Raw genomic sequence first — 15,053 nt, 5'->3', positions numbered from 1 at the left:
CGGCCGGCCCGCGCCTCGCGGAGCGCTGCATGAGCTATGAACTCTGGTATTGGAGCGATATCCCCGGACGGGGCGAATTCGTGCGGCTGGCCCTGGAGGCCGCCAACATCCCCTACCGCGACTGCGCCCGCGAGCCCCAGGTGGGCAGCCAGGGCCTGATCGAGGACATGCTGCGCACCCGCCAGCATCCACCCTTTGCCCCGCCCTATCTGGTGGCCGAGGGCATGACCCTGGGCCAGACGGCCAACATCCTGTATTTCCTGGGCGAGCGCCACGGCCTGGCGCCGGCCGATCTCCCCGGCCGCCTCTGGGTCAACCAATTGCAGCTGACCATCGCCGACATCGTGGCCGAGGCGCATGATGTCCACCACCCCATCGCCGCCAGCCTGTACTACGAAGACCAGCAGACCGAGGCCCTGCGCCGCGCGGCCTATTTCCGCAAGGAAAGAATGCCTAAATACCTGGCTTATTTCGAGCGCGCCCTGTCCGGCGGCGGCGGCTGGCTGGCCGGTGGCGAGCGCTGGAGCTATGTAGATCTGTCCCTCTATCACGTGATCTTTGGCCTGCTCTATGCCTTTCCGCATCGGATGGCCATGATCGCGCGCGACTATCCGCAAGTCATGGCCCTGCATGACCGGGTGGCCAATCTGCCCGAATTGCAGGCCTACCTCACCAGCCCGCGGCGCCTGGCCATGGGCGCGGACCTTTTTCGCCACTATGTCGAGCTGGACGACAAGCCCACGCAGCAAACCTAGGGTAAACCCTGGCAAAATCAGCCACTCCGCAGTATGATGAAGCGGTAGTTTTGATCGGCAGAGCCTGTCCCCTTTTGTGTCAACAGGCTGGCCGACCTGGCCGGCTGTCCCGGACAGCCGTTACAAGACGGGCGATCCGCCCGTCTGTTTCACCGCTTTGTCATGAATCACTCCGCTTCTTGTTACTTGGGCGTACTCGGGGGCATGGGCCCGCTTGCGGGCGCCGCATTCGCCATGCGCCTGGCGGCCCTGACCCCGGCCAGCGTCGATCAGCAGCACATCCCCACCCTGCTCCTGAATGACCCCCGCATCCCGGACCGCAGCACGGCCCGGCTGTATGGCGGCGCCGACCCCTGGCCCGCGATGCTGCGCGGCATCCGCATGCTCAACGACGCCGGCGCGCGCCTTATCGCCGTGCCTTGCAACACCGCCCACCTCTGGTACGAGCAGATGGCCCAGGCTTCCGAATGCGAAGTGCTGCACATCATCGAAGCCGTCGCCGAAGACCTGCGCCGCCAAGGCATCACGCGCGGCCGCATCGGCCTGATGGGCACGGCCGCCACCCTGGCGCTGGGTCTGTACCAGCAAACCCTGGAGAAGCACGGCTACACCTGCATCGTCCCGACCGAAGAAGAGATCGACACGCTCTGCATGGGCTCGATACGCGCGGTCAAGGGCAACCAGCTCGAAGCCTCCTTCGCGCCGGCCGCCGAGTGCATCAACCGGCTGCGCATGCGCGGCGCCGACGCCGTGGTGCTGGGCTGCACCGAACTGCCGCTGGCCGTGCCGCATGTGCTGCGCAAAAGCCTGGGCATTCCCCTGACCGACTCCATCGATGCCCTGGCCCAGGCGGCCATCGCCCATTACCAAGCGCACAATCTCGCCGCCGACACCCTGACGGCCTGATCCGCGGCGCCCAAAAAAAAACCCGCGCCATGGGCGCGGGCTTGCAACAGGCCGGGGACGATCAGCCCCCCAGATAGGCCTTGCGCACCTCATCGTTGATGAGCAGGTTGGCCCCGGTGTCATGCAGCACCACGCGGCCGTTTTCCAGCACATAGCCGCGGTCGGCGACCTGCAAGGCCTTGTTGGCGTTCTGCTCGACCAGAAAGACCGTGACGCCTTCGTCGCGGATGGTGCGGATGATCTCGAAGATCTGCGCGATGATGAGCGGCGCCAGACCCAGCGTCGGCTCGTCCAGCAGCAGCAGCCGCGGGCGCGTCATCAGCGCGCGGCCGATGGCCAGCATCTGCTGCTCGCCGCCGGACATGGTGCCGGCGCGCTGCGCCGCCCGCTCCTTCAGGCGCGGAAAGAGCTTGAACACATGCTCCAGGCCCGCCTCGATGTCGGCGCGCTTGGAAAAAAAGCCGCCCATCATCAGGTTTTCCGTGACGGTCAGATCCTTGAAGACCCGCCGTCCCTCGGGCGAAATGGCGATGCCGCTGCGCATGATGTTGTGCGTGGGCTCCTGCGTGATGTCGCGGCCCTCGAAGCTGATGCGGCCTTCGCGGGCGCGCGGATCGCCGCAGACCGTCATCAGCAAGGTGGTCTTGCCCGCGCCATTGGCGCCGATCAGGGTGACGATCTCGCCCTTGTTGACCTCCACCGACACATTGTTCAGCGCCTGGATGGCCCCGTAATAGGTATGGATGTTTTCCAGCTTGAGCATTTATTCTTCCCCCAGATAGGCCTTGATGACGCGCGGATCATTGCGCACCGCGTCGGGGGTGCCCGTGGTGATGGGCTTGCCGTGCTCCATGACCAGGATGCGGTCGGAAATACCCATGATGAGGCTCATATCATGCTCGATCAGCAGCACGGCCACGCCGAACTCGCGGCGCAGTTGATCGATCAGCTGCTGCAGATCGCGTTTTTCCTGGGGGTTCAGGCCGGCGGCCGGCTCGTCCAGCATCAGCAGCCGCGGCTTGGTGATCATGCAGCGCGCGATCTCCAGGCGGCGCTGGTGGCCATAGGCCAGGTTTCCGGCCTCTCGATTGGCCAGCTCGCGCAAGCCCATGAAATCCAGCCATTGCGCCGCGCGCGACAGCGCGTCGGCCTCGGCCTGGCGATAGGACTTCAGCTTCAATAGGCCGGGCAGCAGGCGCGACTCCACCTGGGTATGTTGCGCCACCAGCAGGTTTTCCAGCACGGTCAGCTGCTTGAACAGCCGCACGTTCTGGAAAGTGCGCACCAGGCCGTGGCGCGCCACCTTGTGGCTGGGCAGGCCGGTGATGGACTTGCCGTCCATCACGATATCGCCGGCGCTCGGCTTGTAAAAGCCGCCCACGCAATTGAACACCGTGGTCTTGCCGGCCCCGTTGGGGCCGATGATCGCGAAGACCTCATCGCGCTTGACCTCGAAGGCCACGCTGTCGACAGCCAGCAGGCCCCCGAAACGCATGGTCAGGCCGGAGACTTTCAGCAGGGTTTCACTCATTTGCCCAGCTCCACATGCGGACGCTTCATGGGCAACAACCCCTGCGGACGCCACATCATCATCAACACCATCACAAGGCCGAACATCAACATGCGGTATTCGGCGAATTCGCGCGCCAGTTCCGGCAGCACCGTCAGCAGGATGGCGGCCAGGATGACGCCGATCTGCGAACCCATGCCGCCCAGCACCACGATGGCCAGGATCAGGGCCGACTCGATGAAGGTGAAGGACTCCGGATTGACCATGCCCTGCCGGGCGGCGAAGAAAGCGCCGCCAAAGCCGGCGAACATGGCGCCCAGCGTAAAGGCCGAGAGCTTGATGCGCGTCGGGTTCAGGCCCAGCGAGCGGCAGGCGATCTCGTCTTCGCGCAAGGCTTCCCAGGCGCGCCCGACCGGCATGCGGATCAGGCGGGTGGACACGAACAACGTAACCAGGGCCAGCGCGAGCGCCATCAGATAGAGATAGACCACCAGATGCTGGTTCTGGAAGGTCAGGCCGAAGAACTGGTGGAACGTCTCGGCGCCCTCCTGGCTGGCGCGGCGCGTCAGCTCCAGGCCCAGGAAGGTGGGCTTGGGTATGCCAGAAATCCCGTCAGGACCGCCAGTCAGCGACGTCAGGTTGATGAGCAGCAGGCGGATGATCTCGCCGAAGCCCAGGGTCACGATGGCCAGATAGTCGCCGCGCAGGCGCAGCACCGGAAAGCCCAGCACGAAGCCGAACAGCGCCGCCATCGCCCCCGAGAAAGGCAGCGCCTCCCAGAAGCTCCAGCCGCCCCAGTGGTACAGCAGGGCATAGGTATAGGCGCCCACCGCGTAAAAGCCCACGAAGCCCAGGTCGAGCAGGCCGGCAAAGCCCACCACGATATTCAGGCCCAGGCCAAGCATGACGTAGATCAGGACCAGGGTCGCGATGTCGACCGAACTGCGCCCGGCGAAGAAGGGCCAGATCACCGCCGCCAGTAGGACCAGCACGAACAGCCATTTGCGCCCGCCCGCCGTCGGCGCGGCCGGCAGCGTGGGCAGCTCCGTCTTCAGGCGGCGGAAGGGCTTGGCCAGCCAGGGGCGCAGCAATTGGAAGATGAAGACCACGGCGGCGGCCAGCGCCACCAGGTCCCAGCGGGACTCCATGGTGGTCCGCGCGCCCTGGCGGATGAGTTGCAGTCCGAAGACCGGTGTGACGATCACGGCCGTCAGCACGGCCGCCATGGTGGCGTTTTTGAGCGAATGATTGGCCATCAGACTTTCTCAACCTCAGGTTTACCGAGCAGTCCGGTGGGACGGAACAGCAGGATGAGCACGAGCAGCGCGAAGGCGACGATGTCCTTGTACTGCGAGGAGATGTAGGCCGCGGCGAAAGTCTCGGCAAGGCCCAGCAGCACGCCGCCCAGCATGGCGCCGGGGATGCTGCCGATACCGCCGAGCACGGCGGCCGTGAAAGCCTTGATGCCGGCCAGAAAGCCGATGAAGGGGTTGAGCTTGCCTATCGTGATGGCGATGAGCACGCCGCCCACGGCGGCCAGGCCCGCGCCCAGCACGAAGGTGAAGGAAATCACCTTGTTGGTGTCGATACCGAGCAGGTTGGCCATATGCATGTCCTGCGAGCAGGCGCGCGAGGCCCGGCCCATGCGCGAATACTTGATGAACAGCGTCAGCGCGATCATCAGCGCAACGGTCACCAGGATGATCATCACGCGGGAATACGGCACGGTCACGTCAAAATCGGAACCCATGTGGAACTGCATCGCGCCGGACACCAGCGAAGGCACGGCCATGTCGCGCGCGCCCTGGCCCAGGGCCACCCAGTTCTGCAGGAAGATGGACATCCCGATGGCGGAGATCAGGGCCACCAGGCGCGGGCTGCTGCGCACCGGCCGGTAGGCCACGCGCTCGACGCTGAAGCCGTAGACGCAGGTCACCACGATGGAGACGACCAGCATGGCCGCGATGATGAAAGGCAGCGGCATGCCGCTATTGGTGCCGATGGCGGTCAGGGTGACCAGGCCCACGTAGGCGCCGATCATGTAGATCTCGCCGTGGGCGAAGTTGATCATGCCGATGATGCCGTAGACCATTGTGTAGCCAATGGCGATCAGGGCATAGATCGCGCCCAGGGACAGCCCGTTGAAGAACTGCTGGGTCAGCTGGGGGATAAGATCATGCATATTGCGAATGCTCCAAATAGTTCCGGCTCCGGTAGTGTCACCCGGAGCCGGAAACCTTGGCTCAGCGGAGGGTGCTGGCGGATAGCCAGGCCCGCGGAGTGTTTACAGCTGGGTCTTCTTGCCGTTCTTGTCCCACTTGAAGACCGCGAACTCGAAGTCCTTCAGGTCGCCCTTGGCGTCGTACTCGACTTTGCCGATGGCGGTGTTGAAAGTCGTCTTGTGCAGATAATCGGCCACCTTGGCGGGGTCCTCGCCCACCGCGGTAATGCTTTCGGCCAGCAGTTGCACGGCGGCATAGGCCGGCATCTGGAAGGCGCCGTCCGGATCGCGCTTGGCGTCCTTGAAGGCCTTCACGATGCCTTCGTTGCCGGGCAGCTTGGTGAAGTCCGAGGGCAGCGTCACCAGCAGGCCGTCGATGGCCGGGCCGGCGATGGCGACCAGATCCTGGTTGGCCGTGCCTTCCGGACCCATGTACTGGACGTTCAGGCCTTGCTCGCGCGACTGGCGCAGCAGCAGCCCGAGCTCGGGGTGGTAGCCGCCGAAATAGACGAAATCCACGCCGGCCGATTTCAGCTTGGTGATGATGGCCGAGTAATCGCTGTCGCCGACGTTGATGCCTTCGAACAGGGCGACGTTGACCTTTTCCTTCTCCAGGGTGGCCTTGACCTGGTTGGCCACGCCCGAGCCGTAGGTCTGCTTGTCATGCAGCACGGCGACCTTCTTGGGCTTGATGGTGTTGGCGATGTAGCGCGCCGCGAACGGGCCTTGCTGGTCATCGCGGCCGATCGTGCGGAAGAAGTAGTGCGGCTTGATCGTGTCGGTCACCAGGGGCGAGGTCGCGCCCGGCGTGATGCCGACGATGCCTTCCTGTTCGTAGACATTGACGGCCGGCACGGTCACGCCCGAGCAGGCATGGGCCACGGCGAACTTCGCGCCGGAATTGACCACGCGGTTGGCGGCCGGCACGGCCTGCTTGGGCTCGCAGCCGTCATCGATCAGGATGGGTTCGAGTTTCTTGCCCTTGACGCCGCCTTTGGCGTTGATGGTCTCGATGGCGGTCAGCGCGCCGGCCTGGATTTGGTCGCCGTATTGGGTATTGGGACCGGTCATGGGCTGGGGAATACCGATCTTGATGGTATCGGCGGCGTGCACGGCGCCGGCCAGGGCCAGAGCGCCAATCGCGACGGCTAGCGGGGTAAAGCGTTGCGACAACTTCATGCAGATTCTCCCGGCAAGAGTATTGGAGCGGACTTATTAGTAGGTAGGCGAAACATCGTTATTCCGCAAGCCTTGCTTACACCGCGCTGTCATCAAACCGCAGCGCTCGATGTCGCGGGTATTCTGAAAGCAAGGCCCAAGGGTGTCACTGCGTGTAATCCCCAATATTGCGCGCGCCGCCCCAATACGGGACAGATAACGGGAATAACCGGCCAATTAACCGCCGTAAGCCTCATGTAAGTGTAAAAATCCGCCGCCGGAAACAGGCCGCTTTTAAACGAAATTGCTCTGTTTTGATTATCTGTTGGCGCTTGTTGAATACACCGCCGGGCGCCGCCCCTAACGGACCTGCGGCACCGGACGCGCCAGATTCCACATAAGGGCCCGAAACGGCGCCAGCATGCTGATATTGACCGCCAGCTTGATACCCAGGTCGCCCAGCATCCAGGTCAGCCAGGGCGTGCCGGTGGCGGCAAAGGCCACGCTGAAGAAAATGGCGGTGTCGGCCACCGCGCCGATCACCCCGGAGATCAGGGGCGCCCGCCACCAGCGCTGGTCGCGCAGGCGGTCGAAGACCTGGATGTCGATCAGCTGGGCGCAGATATAGGCCAGGCCGGAGGCCAGCGCGATGCGCGGCGAGGCCACCCATACGGACACCAGCAGCGCCGCGGCGAAACCGAACCAGGCCACGCGCCGGGCCGCCGCCGGACCGAAGCGCCGGTTCAGCACGTCGGTGACCAGGAAGGCCACCGGGTAGGACAGGCCGCCCCAGGTCAGCCAGTCGTTCAGCGGCACCTGGACCAGGATGTTGGAGCCCACCACCACCGCGCCCATGCAGAAAACCGCGACCAGGAATTGATAGCCGCGCATGGTCTCGAAACGCCTCACTTGCCGAACTCCTCGGCCAGCTCGCGCGAACGCCGCGCGGCGGCCTGGACGGCGCGCTCGACCATGCCGCGCATATCGGCGCTTTCGAAGACCTGCAGCGCCGCGGCGGTCGTGCCGCCCTTGGACGTCACGCGCTCGCGCAGCACCGAGGGCGGATCGCTGGCCTCGCGCGCCAGGCGCGTGGCGCCGGCGAAGGTGCCCAGGGCGAGCTGGCGGGTCTGTTCGGCCGTCAAGCCCACCGCCTGGCCGGCGGCGATCAGGGACTCAAGAAAGAGAAAAACATAGGCCGGACCGCTGCCCGACAGCGCCGTCACGGCGTCCAGGGCGGCGTCGCCGTCCACCCAGACGACCTCGCCCACCGCCGAGAGCAGGGTTTCGGCCAGCTGGCGGTCCTGGGCGCTCACGCCGTCCAGGGCGGTCATGCCGGTCATGCCCTGCCCGACCAGGGCCGGCGTATTGGGCATGCAGCGCACCAGGCGGCGCCAGGGCAGATCGGCCTGCCCCAGCCATCCGGCCAGGGTGTCGGCGCGCAGGCCGGCGGCCACGCTGATGACCAGCGTATCGGGCTCCAGCCAGGGGCGCGCGGCCTGGACGACCTCGCGCATGACCTGCGGCTTGACCGCGAAGATCCAGACACGGCAACGCGACAGGGCCGCGTCCGGCGCGGCGGCGGCGCTCATGCCGCGGGCCAGCCAGGCCGCATGCGCCTGGACATTGACGTCGACGACGTGAATGTTGCGGGCAGGACACACTTTGTCGGCCAAGCCGAAGGCCAGGGCGGAGGCCATATTGCCGCCGCCGATAAAGGCGATAGAGAGAGGGTTTTCCATGGCACGCCATTGTAAACCGGCCGGGCCGGATGCAGAATGCAGCATGCTCCGCGGCCGAGCCGCCGGCGGCGGCCCAATTTGACAGCCTTCCCCGGCAGTGTAAAAGTCACGCCTCTGTCACAAACTATTCATAAGGTGTAACGCCTCGCGCGCGCAGACCCGCCGCGCGGTCGCTTAAACCGGAGGAACACTTCATGCGACCCCAACGTATCGCCCTGGCCGCCGCCCTGATCGCGGCCTTTGCAAGCGTCTCGGCTCACGCCGCCACGGAAATCCAATTCTGGCACTCGATGGAAGGCGCCCTGGGCGACCGCGTCAACGGGCTGGTCGAAGAGTTCAACAAGCAAAACCCCGACTACCAGATCAAGGCGGTCTACAAGGGCAATTACGGCGAATCCATGAACGCCGGCATCGCCGCCTTCCGCGCCGGCAACGCGCCCGACATCCTGCAGGTCTTCGAAGTGGGCACCGCCACCATGATGTACGCCAAGGGCGCCATCAAGCCGGTGCAGCAGATGTCCGAGGAAGTCGGCGATCCCATCGATCCCAAGGCTTTCATCGGCGCGGTGGCCGGCTACTATTCCTCGCCCGAGGGCAAGCTGGTCTCCATGCCCTTCAACAGCTCGACGGTGGTCTTCTACTACAACAAGGACGCCTTCAAGAAGGCCGGCCTGGATCCCGAGAAGCCCCCCAAGACCTGGGAAGAAGTCACCGCCGCCGGCCAGAAGCTGAAGGCCGCGGGACAAGAGTGCGGTTACACGACCTCGTGGCCGTCCTGGGTGCAGCTGGAGACCTTCTCGGCCTGGCATAACGTGCCCTACGCCACCAAGGACAACGGCTTTGGCGGCCTGGACGCCCGCCTGGCGGTCGACACCCCGCTGCATGTGCGCCACCTCGAAAACCTGGCCAAGCTGGGCAAGGAAGGCATCTTCATGTACGGCGGGCGCGGCGACGAGCCCAACTCGCTGTTCATCAGCGGCAAGTGCGCCATGATCACCGGCTCCAGCGGCCTGCGCGCCAACATCATGAAGAACGCCAAGTTCGAGTTCGGCACCTCGACCGTGCCCTACTACGCCGACGTGAAAGGCGCGCCGCAGAACACCATCATCGGCGGCGCTTCGCTGTGGGTCTTCGCCAACAAGAAGCCCGAGGTCTACAAGGGCGTGACCAAGTTCTTCAAGTTCCTGGGCAGCCCCGAGATCGCCGCCCGCTGGCACCAGCAGACCGGCTATGTGCCGGTCACCGTGGCCGCCTACGAGCTGACCCAGAAACAAGGCTTCTACGACAAGAACCCCGGCACCGATGTGGGCGTCAAGCAGCTCAACGTCCAGACCACCGCGCAGTCGCGCGGCCTGCGCCTGGGCTACCTGCCGCAGATCCGCGAAATCGAGGACGCCGAGATCGAGCGCATCGTCTCGGGCAAGACCTCGGCCAAGGACGGCCTGCAGACCATTGTCAAGCGCGGCAATGACCTGCTCGAGAAGTTCGAAAAGAGCGTGAAGTAAACTTGCGGCCCAAGCGGCTCCGAAACCGTCCCAGGGCGGTATCGGAGCCGCCGCCCGAATGTATGCATGGGCCCGGCAGTACCACCGTTCCCCGCAGCTGTCCCGACCCGGCCCCGGCCGGCGTTTTCCCGGACTGTCTGCGGCGTTTGCGTTTTAGCGGGGCAGCGAGTCCGGCCAAGGCCGACCGGCGCATCACTCGGCTGAAGTTCCCTTTTCTATCCGCCCGTCGGACGTTCCGGCGGTCTTTGTATCCGCGGCCCTGCCGCCCTTGCCGTCCAGCCCCATGGAAAAACGTGTCGTATTTGGCCACAAAACGCTGCCTTACCTGCTGCTTGCGCCGCAGCTGATCATCACGGTGGTCTTCTTCTTCCTGCCCGCCGGGCAGGCGATGTGGCAATCCATGCGCCTCGAAGACGCCTTCGGCCTGTCGTCCGAATTCGTCGGCCTGGCCAACTTCGCCGACCTCTTCTCCCAGCCCGCCTATCTCGATTCCTTCAAGGTCACGGCCGTCTTCTCCATCCTGGTGGCCTTCGTGGGCCTGTCGGTCTCGCTGCTGCTGGCCGTGATGGCCGACCGCGTCATCCGCGGCGCGGGCATGTACAAGACCCTGCTGATCTGGCCCTACGCGGTCGCGCCGGCCGTGGTGGGCGTGCTCTGGCTCTTCCTGTTCTCGCCCTCGGTGGGCATCCTGGCCGTGGCGCTGCGCAGCCTGGGCGTGGATTGGAATCCGCGCCTGGACGGCACCCAGGCCATGATTCTCGTGCTGATCGCGGCTGTCTGGAAGCAGATCTCCTATAACTTCCTGTTCTTCCTGGCCGGGCTGCAATCCATCCCGCGCTCGCTGATCGAAGCGGCCGCCATCGACGGCGCCTCGCCGTCGCGCCGCTTCTGGTCCATCGTGTTTCCGCTGCTTTCGCCGACGACCTTCTTCCTGCTGGTGGTCAACGTCATCTACGCCTTCTTCGACACCTTCGCCGTGGTCGACACCACGACCCAGGGCGGCCCGGGCACCTCGACCTCCATCCTGGTCTACAAGGTCTACAGCGACGGTTTCCGCGGCCTGGACCTCGGTTCTTCGGCCGCGCAGTCCGTGGTGCTGATGTTCATCGTGGTCATGTTGACGGTCGTGCAGTTCCGCTACATCGACCGCAAAGTGCAGTACTGATTTTCCGAATACAAGGTTCGCAACCATGGTAGAACGCCGTCCCTGGCTAGATGCGCTGGCCCACGTCATCCTCCTGATGGGCGTGGCGCTGGTCGCCTTCCCGATTTACGTCACCTTCGTGGCATCCACCCAGACCGCCCAGGAAGTCGCCTCGGCGCCGATGTCGCTCATTCCCGGCAAGCATTTCGTCGACAACTACATGCAGGCCCTGTTCGCCGGTTCGGGCGGCGGCTCTTCGGGCACGCCCGTGGCCCGCATGATGTATGTCAGCCTGATCATGGCGCTGGCCATCTCGCTGGGCAAGATCGCGATCTCGCTGCTGTCCGCCTTTGCGGTGGTCTACTTCCGCTTCCCCGGGCGCATGTTCTTTTTCTGGATGATTTTCGTCACCCTGATGCTGCCCGTCGAAGTGCGCATCGCCCCGACCTACAAGGTGGTGGCGGACCTGGGGCTGCTCAACAGCTACGCCGGCTTGACCCTGCCGCTGATCGCCTCGGCCACGGCGACCTTTCTGTTCCGCCAGTTCTTCCTGACGGTGCCGGACGAGCTGATCGAAGCGGCCCGCATCGACGGCGCGGGGCCGGTCCGATTCTTCTTTGACGTGCTGCTGCCGCTGGCGCGCACCAGCATCGCCGCCCTGTTCGTCATCCAGTTCATCTATGGCTGGAACCAATACCTCTGGCCCCTGCTGATCACCACGCAGGAGGACATGTACCCCGTGGTCATCGGCATCAAGCGCATGATCAGCGGCGGCGACAGCGTCACCGAATGGAACATCACCATGGCGACCGCCCTGCTGGCCATGATCCCGCCCGCGCTGGTCGTGATCCTGATGCAGAAATGGTTCGTCAAGGGCCTGGTCGATACCGAAAAGTGACCGGCAACCCGCCCTCCCGACAAGATACCGCAGACGAATAACACCGTATGGCTACCCTAAGTTTCCGCAACGTCAAGAAAACCTATGCCGGCAATGTGCCGGTGATCCATGGCATCGACATGGACATCGCCGATGGCGAGTTCATTGTCATCGTCGGCCCCTCGGGCTGCGGCAAATCCACGCTGATGCGGATGGTCGCCGGCCTGGAGACCGTCACCAGCGGCGAAATCATCATCGACGGCAAGCCGGTCAACGACCTGGAGCCGGCCGAACGCGACATCGCCATGGTGTTCCAGAACTATGCGCTCTATCCGCACATGAGCGTGTTCGAGAACATGGCCTATGGCCTGAAGATCCGTAAAGTGCCCAAGGCCGAAATCCAGAAGCGCGTCGAGGCGGCCGCCCAGATCCTCGAACTGGGCAAACTGCTGGACCGCCGTCCGCGCCAGCTCTCCGGCGGCCAGCGCCAGCGCGTGGCCATGGGCCGCGCCATCGTGCGCGAGCCCAAGGTCTTTCTCTTCGACGAGCCGCTGTCCAACCTGGACGCCAAGCTGCGCGTGGCCATGCGCCTGGAGATCCTCAAGCTGCACCGCCGCCTGAACACCACCAGCCTGTACGTCACCCATGACCAGGTCGAGGCCATGACGCTGGCCCACCGCATGGTCGTCATGTACCAGGGCGTGCCCGAGCAGATCGGCACCCCCATGGAAGTCTTCGACAAGCCGGCCTCCACCTTCGTGGCCGGCTTCATCGGCTCGCCGCCCATGAATCTCGTCGAAGTGGACGTGGCCGGCGACGGCACCATGCACACCGCCGAAGGCACCGCCCTGCAGATCTCGCCCGTGCAGGTGCCGGCGGCCGTGCGCGGACGCAAGGTCATCATGGGCCTGCGCCCCGAGCACATGCTGCTCAATGCCCAGGGCATCCCGGTCGTGATCGAGATGATCGAAACCCTGGGTTCGGAGCAATTGGTGCACGGCCGCAACGGCAAGAACATGATCGTCGTGCGCTGCTCCACCCGCCAGCTGTCCGAATCGACGGTCAAGGTCGGCGAGACCATGAATATCGGCCCGGACGGCCGCCACGAGCTGCACTGGTTCGAGGCCGATACCGGCCGCCGCGTCGCCGGCCTCTAAACCGTCCGACGCCCGCGCGGCCAAAAAAAAACGCTGCCCCTCGGGGCAGCGTTTTGCTTGGCGCGCGAGGCTTACTTGAAGGCGGTCTTGCTGCCGTCCTTGTGCCAGGTAAAGACCTGGAACTCGAAGTTGGTCAAGTCGCCCTGCTTGTTCCAGGCGGTCTTGCCGATCGGCGTCTCGAAGCTGTTGGCGTGCAGGTATTGGGCCACCTTGGCCGGATCCGTGCTGGCCGCGCCCTTGATGCCGTCGGCGATGGCCTGGGTGGCGGCATAGGCCGTCAGCTGGAAAGCGCCGTTGGGGTTGCGCTTTTTGTCCTGAAAGGCCTTGACGATGGCGGCGTTGGCCGGGTTCTGGGCGAAATCGGCCGGCAGCGTCAGCAGCATGCCCTCGACCGCGTCGCCGGCGATGGCGTTGATGTCGGGATTGCCCACGCCTTCGGGGCCCATGAAGCGGGCCTTGACGCCTTGCTCGGCCGCCTGGCGCAGCAGCAGGCCCATTTCGGGGTGATAACCGCCGTAATAGACGAAATCCACGCCGTTGCTCTTGAGCTTGGTGATCACGGCCGAGTAGTCGGAGTCGCCGGCGTTGATGCCCTCGAACACCGATACCTTGACGCCGCCCTTCTCCAGGTCGTTCTTGACGGCGGTGGCGATGCCCTGGCCATAGGACTGCTTATCGTGCAGCACCGCGACATTCTTGGGCTTGATCTTGTCGAGGATGAACTTGGCCGCGGCCGGGCCTTGCTGATCATCGCGGCCGATCGTGCGGAAGATGAACTCGTAGTTCTTGCCGTCGGTCACGGCCGGCGAAGTCGCCGACGGCGTGACCATCACCACGCCCTCGTTGTTGTAGATTTCAGTGGCGGCGATGGTGGCGCCCGAGCAGACGTGGCCGACCACGAAACCGATCTTCTGATTGACCACGCGGTTGGCCGCGACCGGACCCTGCTTGGGTTCGCAGCCGTCGTCGATCACCACGGCCTCGAGCTTCTTGCCATTGACGCCGCCGGCGGCGTTGATCTGTTCGATGGCGGTATCGACGCCTTCACGCACCATGTCCCCATATTGCGTCACAGGGCCCGTCGTCGGGCCGACCACCGCGATCTTGATGTTCTGCGCCTGGGCGCCGGACCATGCCAGCCCCATGGCCACGCCGCAGGCGGCCAGGATCGGGGTCAGGCGGAAATGTTTCTTCATGGGGTCGCTCCTTCTTTGGCTTGTCTTCGTTGAGCTATGCCCGGGTGCCAGCCCGCGCATTTTGCAGGGCAAGCATAACCGAAGCGCCGCCGGCGTTGGAGGGCGCCAAAGCCCGCCTGGCATATATCCCTGACGATATATGCAATGGAATATATATTCGTTTGGGTTGGATAGCCGCGCGGGCAATATGGCGGTCATGAGACTCCAACCTATCATCATTCCTGGGTGGAAAGACTCCGGACCCGGGCACTGGCAGACGCTTTGGGCCGACAGCCTGCCGCACGCGCGGCGCCTGTCCCAGCGTGATTGGCAAAACCCCGAACGCGCCGAATGGGTGGCCGCGCTCTCGGCGGCCGTGGACGAAGCCGTCTCACCGGTGCTGCTCATCGCCCACAGCCTGGGCTGCCTGGTCACCGCCTCCCTGCCGGTCGCCCTGCGCGCCCGGGTGGCCGGCGCCTTGCTGGTGGCGCCCGCCGATGTGGAACAGGCCGGCATGCCGGCCTGTCTGCGCGACTTCGCGCCGGTGCCGCGCCAGCCCCTGAGTTTCCAGAGCGTGGTGGTCGCCAGTGACAACGACCCTTATTGCGACCTGGCGCGAGCGCGCGCCTTCGCCCAGGATTGGGGCAGCCGCTTCGTGGTGCTGCGCGACGCCGGCCATATCAACGCCGACAGCGGGCTGGGCAACTGGCCGCAGGGCCTCAAGCTCCTGGGCGCGCTGCGCCGGCGCGCCGTCTGGCGCGTCTCGCCGCCAGCGCAGCGCATCCCGCCCGTGCCGACCCTGGCCGGCGGGACCGGGCCCGGCTGAGGCTTACAGGCGCAGATCCGCTTCTTCGGCGGTCAGCACGTATTTCAGGTCATAGAGCACATGCTCGGGCTTGCCGAGCT

General features: G+C 65.0%; 15 protein-coding genes. 7 read left to right on the top strand and 8 right to left on the bottom strand.

Annotated features, from left to right (window positions below):
* Nucleotides 1-29: 29 nt before the first annotated feature.
* Nucleotides 30-755: a glutathione S-transferase gene (locus L540_RS12610; RefSeq protein ID WP_043211669.1), complete on the top strand. Its 726-nt coding sequence runs from the start codon at nt 30-32 to the stop codon at nt 753-755.
* A gap of 162 nt (nt 756-917) precedes the next feature.
* A complete protein-coding gene (gene cuyB / locus L540_RS12605) occupies nt 918-1,661 on the top strand; it encodes a cysteate racemase (RefSeq protein ID WP_043211666.1) in 744 nt (247 codons plus the stop codon).
* A gap of 61 nt (nt 1,662-1,722) precedes the next feature.
* On the opposite strand, the gene L540_RS12600 is transcribed toward cuyB, so the two are convergent.
* From L540_RS12600 to proC, 7 genes are all read right to left on the bottom strand, one after another.
* Nucleotides 1,723-2,424 carry an ABC transporter ATP-binding protein gene (locus L540_RS12600; protein WP_043211664.1) on the bottom strand — a complete coding sequence of 234 codons (702 nt, stop codon included), beginning with the start codon at nt 2,422-2,424 and terminating at the stop codon, nt 1,723-1,725.
* Nucleotides 2,425-3,192: a high-affinity branched-chain amino acid ABC transporter ATP-binding protein LivG gene (livG, locus tag L540_RS12595; RefSeq protein WP_043211662.1), complete on the bottom strand. Its 768-nt coding sequence runs from the start codon at nt 3,190-3,192 to the stop codon at nt 2,425-2,427. It abuts the gene before it with no gap.
* The gene (locus tag L540_RS12590) at nt 3,189-4,427 is read right to left on the bottom strand and encodes a high-affinity branched-chain amino acid ABC transporter permease LivM (RefSeq protein WP_043211659.1); all 1,239 of its coding nucleotides are present in this window, start codon (nt 4,425-4,427) and stop codon (nt 3,189-3,191) included. Before L540_RS12590 ends, livG begins: the two co-directional genes overlap by 4 nt.
* Entirely contained in the window at nt 4,427-5,353 is a 927-nt protein-coding gene (gene livH, locus L540_RS12585) for a high-affinity branched-chain amino acid ABC transporter permease LivH (RefSeq protein ID WP_043211656.1), read from the bottom strand. The genes L540_RS12590 and livH overlap by 1 nt, the downstream gene beginning before the upstream one ends.
* A gap of 102 nt (nt 5,354-5,455) precedes the next feature.
* Nucleotides 5,456-6,571 (bottom strand): branched-chain amino acid ABC transporter substrate-binding protein, encoded by a 1,116-nt coding sequence (locus L540_RS12580; protein WP_043211652.1) that lies wholly within the window; start codon nt 6,569-6,571, stop codon nt 5,456-5,458.
* A 339-nt stretch (nt 6,572-6,910) separates the two neighbouring features.
* Nucleotides 6,911-7,441: a queuosine precursor transporter gene (locus L540_RS12575; protein WP_109842576.1), complete on the bottom strand. Its 531-nt coding sequence runs from the start codon at nt 7,439-7,441 to the stop codon at nt 6,911-6,913.
* A gap of 14 nt (nt 7,442-7,455) precedes the next feature.
* Nucleotides 7,456-8,289: a pyrroline-5-carboxylate reductase gene (gene proC, locus L540_RS12570; protein WP_043211648.1), complete on the bottom strand. Its 834-nt coding sequence runs from the start codon at nt 8,287-8,289 to the stop codon at nt 7,456-7,458.
* Between the two features lie 194 nt (nt 8,290-8,483).
* On the opposite strand from proC, the gene ugpB reads away from it, so the two are divergent.
* The 4 genes from ugpB (at nt 8,484) to L540_RS12550 (ending at nt 12,972) form a co-directional block, all read left to right on the top strand.
* Nucleotides 8,484-9,794 carry a sn-glycerol-3-phosphate ABC transporter substrate-binding protein UgpB gene (ugpB, locus tag L540_RS12565; protein ID WP_043211646.1) on the top strand — a complete coding sequence of 437 codons (1,311 nt, stop codon included), beginning with the start codon at nt 8,484-8,486 and terminating at the stop codon, nt 9,792-9,794.
* Nucleotides 9,795-10,077: 283 nt separating this feature from the next.
* A complete protein-coding gene (gene ugpA / locus L540_RS12560) occupies nt 10,078-10,959 on the top strand; it encodes a sn-glycerol-3-phosphate ABC transporter permease UgpA (RefSeq protein WP_043211644.1) in 882 nt (293 codons plus the stop codon).
* 25 nt (nt 10,960-10,984) lie between these two features.
* Nucleotides 10,985-11,836: a sn-glycerol-3-phosphate ABC transporter permease UgpE gene (gene ugpE, locus L540_RS12555; protein WP_005014043.1), complete on the top strand. Its 852-nt coding sequence runs from the start codon at nt 10,985-10,987 to the stop codon at nt 11,834-11,836.
* A gap of 47 nt (nt 11,837-11,883) precedes the next feature.
* Nucleotides 11,884-12,972 carry a sn-glycerol-3-phosphate import ATP-binding protein UgpC gene (locus L540_RS12550; protein WP_043211641.1) on the top strand — a complete coding sequence of 363 codons (1,089 nt, stop codon included), beginning with the start codon at nt 11,884-11,886 and terminating at the stop codon, nt 12,970-12,972.
* Nucleotides 12,973-13,043: 71 nt separating this feature from the next.
* Here L540_RS12550 and L540_RS12545 read toward each other — a convergent pair whose 3' ends face one another.
* Nucleotides 13,044-14,168, bottom strand: a complete 1,125-nt coding sequence (locus L540_RS12545; protein WP_043211639.1) for a branched-chain amino acid ABC transporter substrate-binding protein — start codon at nt 14,166-14,168, stop codon at nt 13,044-13,046.
* 196 nt (nt 14,169-14,364) lie between these two features.
* Here L540_RS12545 and L540_RS12540 point away from each other — a divergent pair, with 196 nt between their 5' ends.
* Nucleotides 14,365-14,973 (top strand): RBBP9/YdeN family alpha/beta hydrolase, encoded by a 609-nt coding sequence (locus L540_RS12540; protein ID WP_043211931.1) that lies wholly within the window; start codon nt 14,365-14,367, stop codon nt 14,971-14,973.
* Nucleotides 14,974-15,053: the final 80 nt, after the last annotated feature.

Origin of the sequence: Bordetella pseudohinzii (genome assembly GCF_000657795.2) — a bacterium.
GTDB classification, from domain to species: Bacteria; Pseudomonadota; Gammaproteobacteria; order Burkholderiales; family Burkholderiaceae_B; genus Bordetella; species Bordetella pseudohinzii.
The sequence above is the reverse complement of the archived record's forward strand: the minus strand, read 5'-3'. Positions and strand labels throughout refer to the sequence as shown.

Bases quoted from the DNA above. Each gene is read 5' to 3' on its own strand.
- livG (WP_043211662.1), bottom strand. From the start codon at position 3,192: ATGAGTGAAACCCTGCTGAAAGTCTCCGGCCTGACCATGCGTTTCGGG.
- L540_RS12575 (WP_109842576.1), bottom strand. From the start codon at position 7,441: ATGCGCGGCTATCAATTCCTGGTCGCGGTTTTCTGCATGGGCGCGGTG.
- livH (WP_043211656.1), bottom strand. From the start codon at position 5,353: ATGCATGATCTTATCCCCCAGCTGACCCAGCAGTTCTTCAACGGGCTG.
- ugpA (WP_043211644.1), top strand. From the start codon at position 10,078: ATGGAAAAACGTGTCGTATTTGGCCACAAAACGCTGCCTTACCTGCTG.
- cuyB (WP_043211666.1), top strand. From the start codon at position 918: ATGAATCACTCCGCTTCTTGTTACTTGGGCGTACTCGGGGGCATGGGC.
- ugpB (WP_043211646.1), top strand. From the start codon at position 8,484: ATGCGACCCCAACGTATCGCCCTGGCCGCCGCCCTGATCGCGGCCTTT.
- L540_RS12610 (WP_043211669.1), top strand. From the start codon at position 30: ATGAGCTATGAACTCTGGTATTGGAGCGATATCCCCGGACGGGGCGAA.
- L540_RS12580 (WP_043211652.1), bottom strand. From the start codon at position 6,571: ATGAAGTTGTCGCAACGCTTTACCCCGCTAGCCGTCGCGATTGGCGCT.
- ugpE (WP_005014043.1), top strand. From the start codon at position 10,985: ATGGTAGAACGCCGTCCCTGGCTAGATGCGCTGGCCCACGTCATCCTC.
- L540_RS12590 (WP_043211659.1), bottom strand. From the start codon at position 4,427: ATGGCCAATCATTCGCTCAAAAACGCCACCATGGCGGCCGTGCTGACG.
- L540_RS12545 (WP_043211639.1), bottom strand. From the start codon at position 14,168: ATGAAGAAACATTTCCGCCTGACCCCGATCCTGGCCGCCTGCGGCGTG.
- proC (WP_043211648.1), bottom strand. From the start codon at position 8,289: ATGGAAAACCCTCTCTCTATCGCCTTTATCGGCGGCGGCAATATGGCC.
- L540_RS12540 (WP_043211931.1), top strand. From the start codon at position 14,365: ATGAGACTCCAACCTATCATCATTCCTGGGTGGAAAGACTCCGGACCC.
- L540_RS12600 (WP_043211664.1), bottom strand. From the start codon at position 2,424: ATGCTCAAGCTGGAAAACATCCATACCTATTACGGGGCCATCCAGGCG.
- L540_RS12550 (WP_043211641.1), top strand. From the start codon at position 11,884: ATGGCTACCCTAAGTTTCCGCAACGTCAAGAAAACCTATGCCGGCAAT.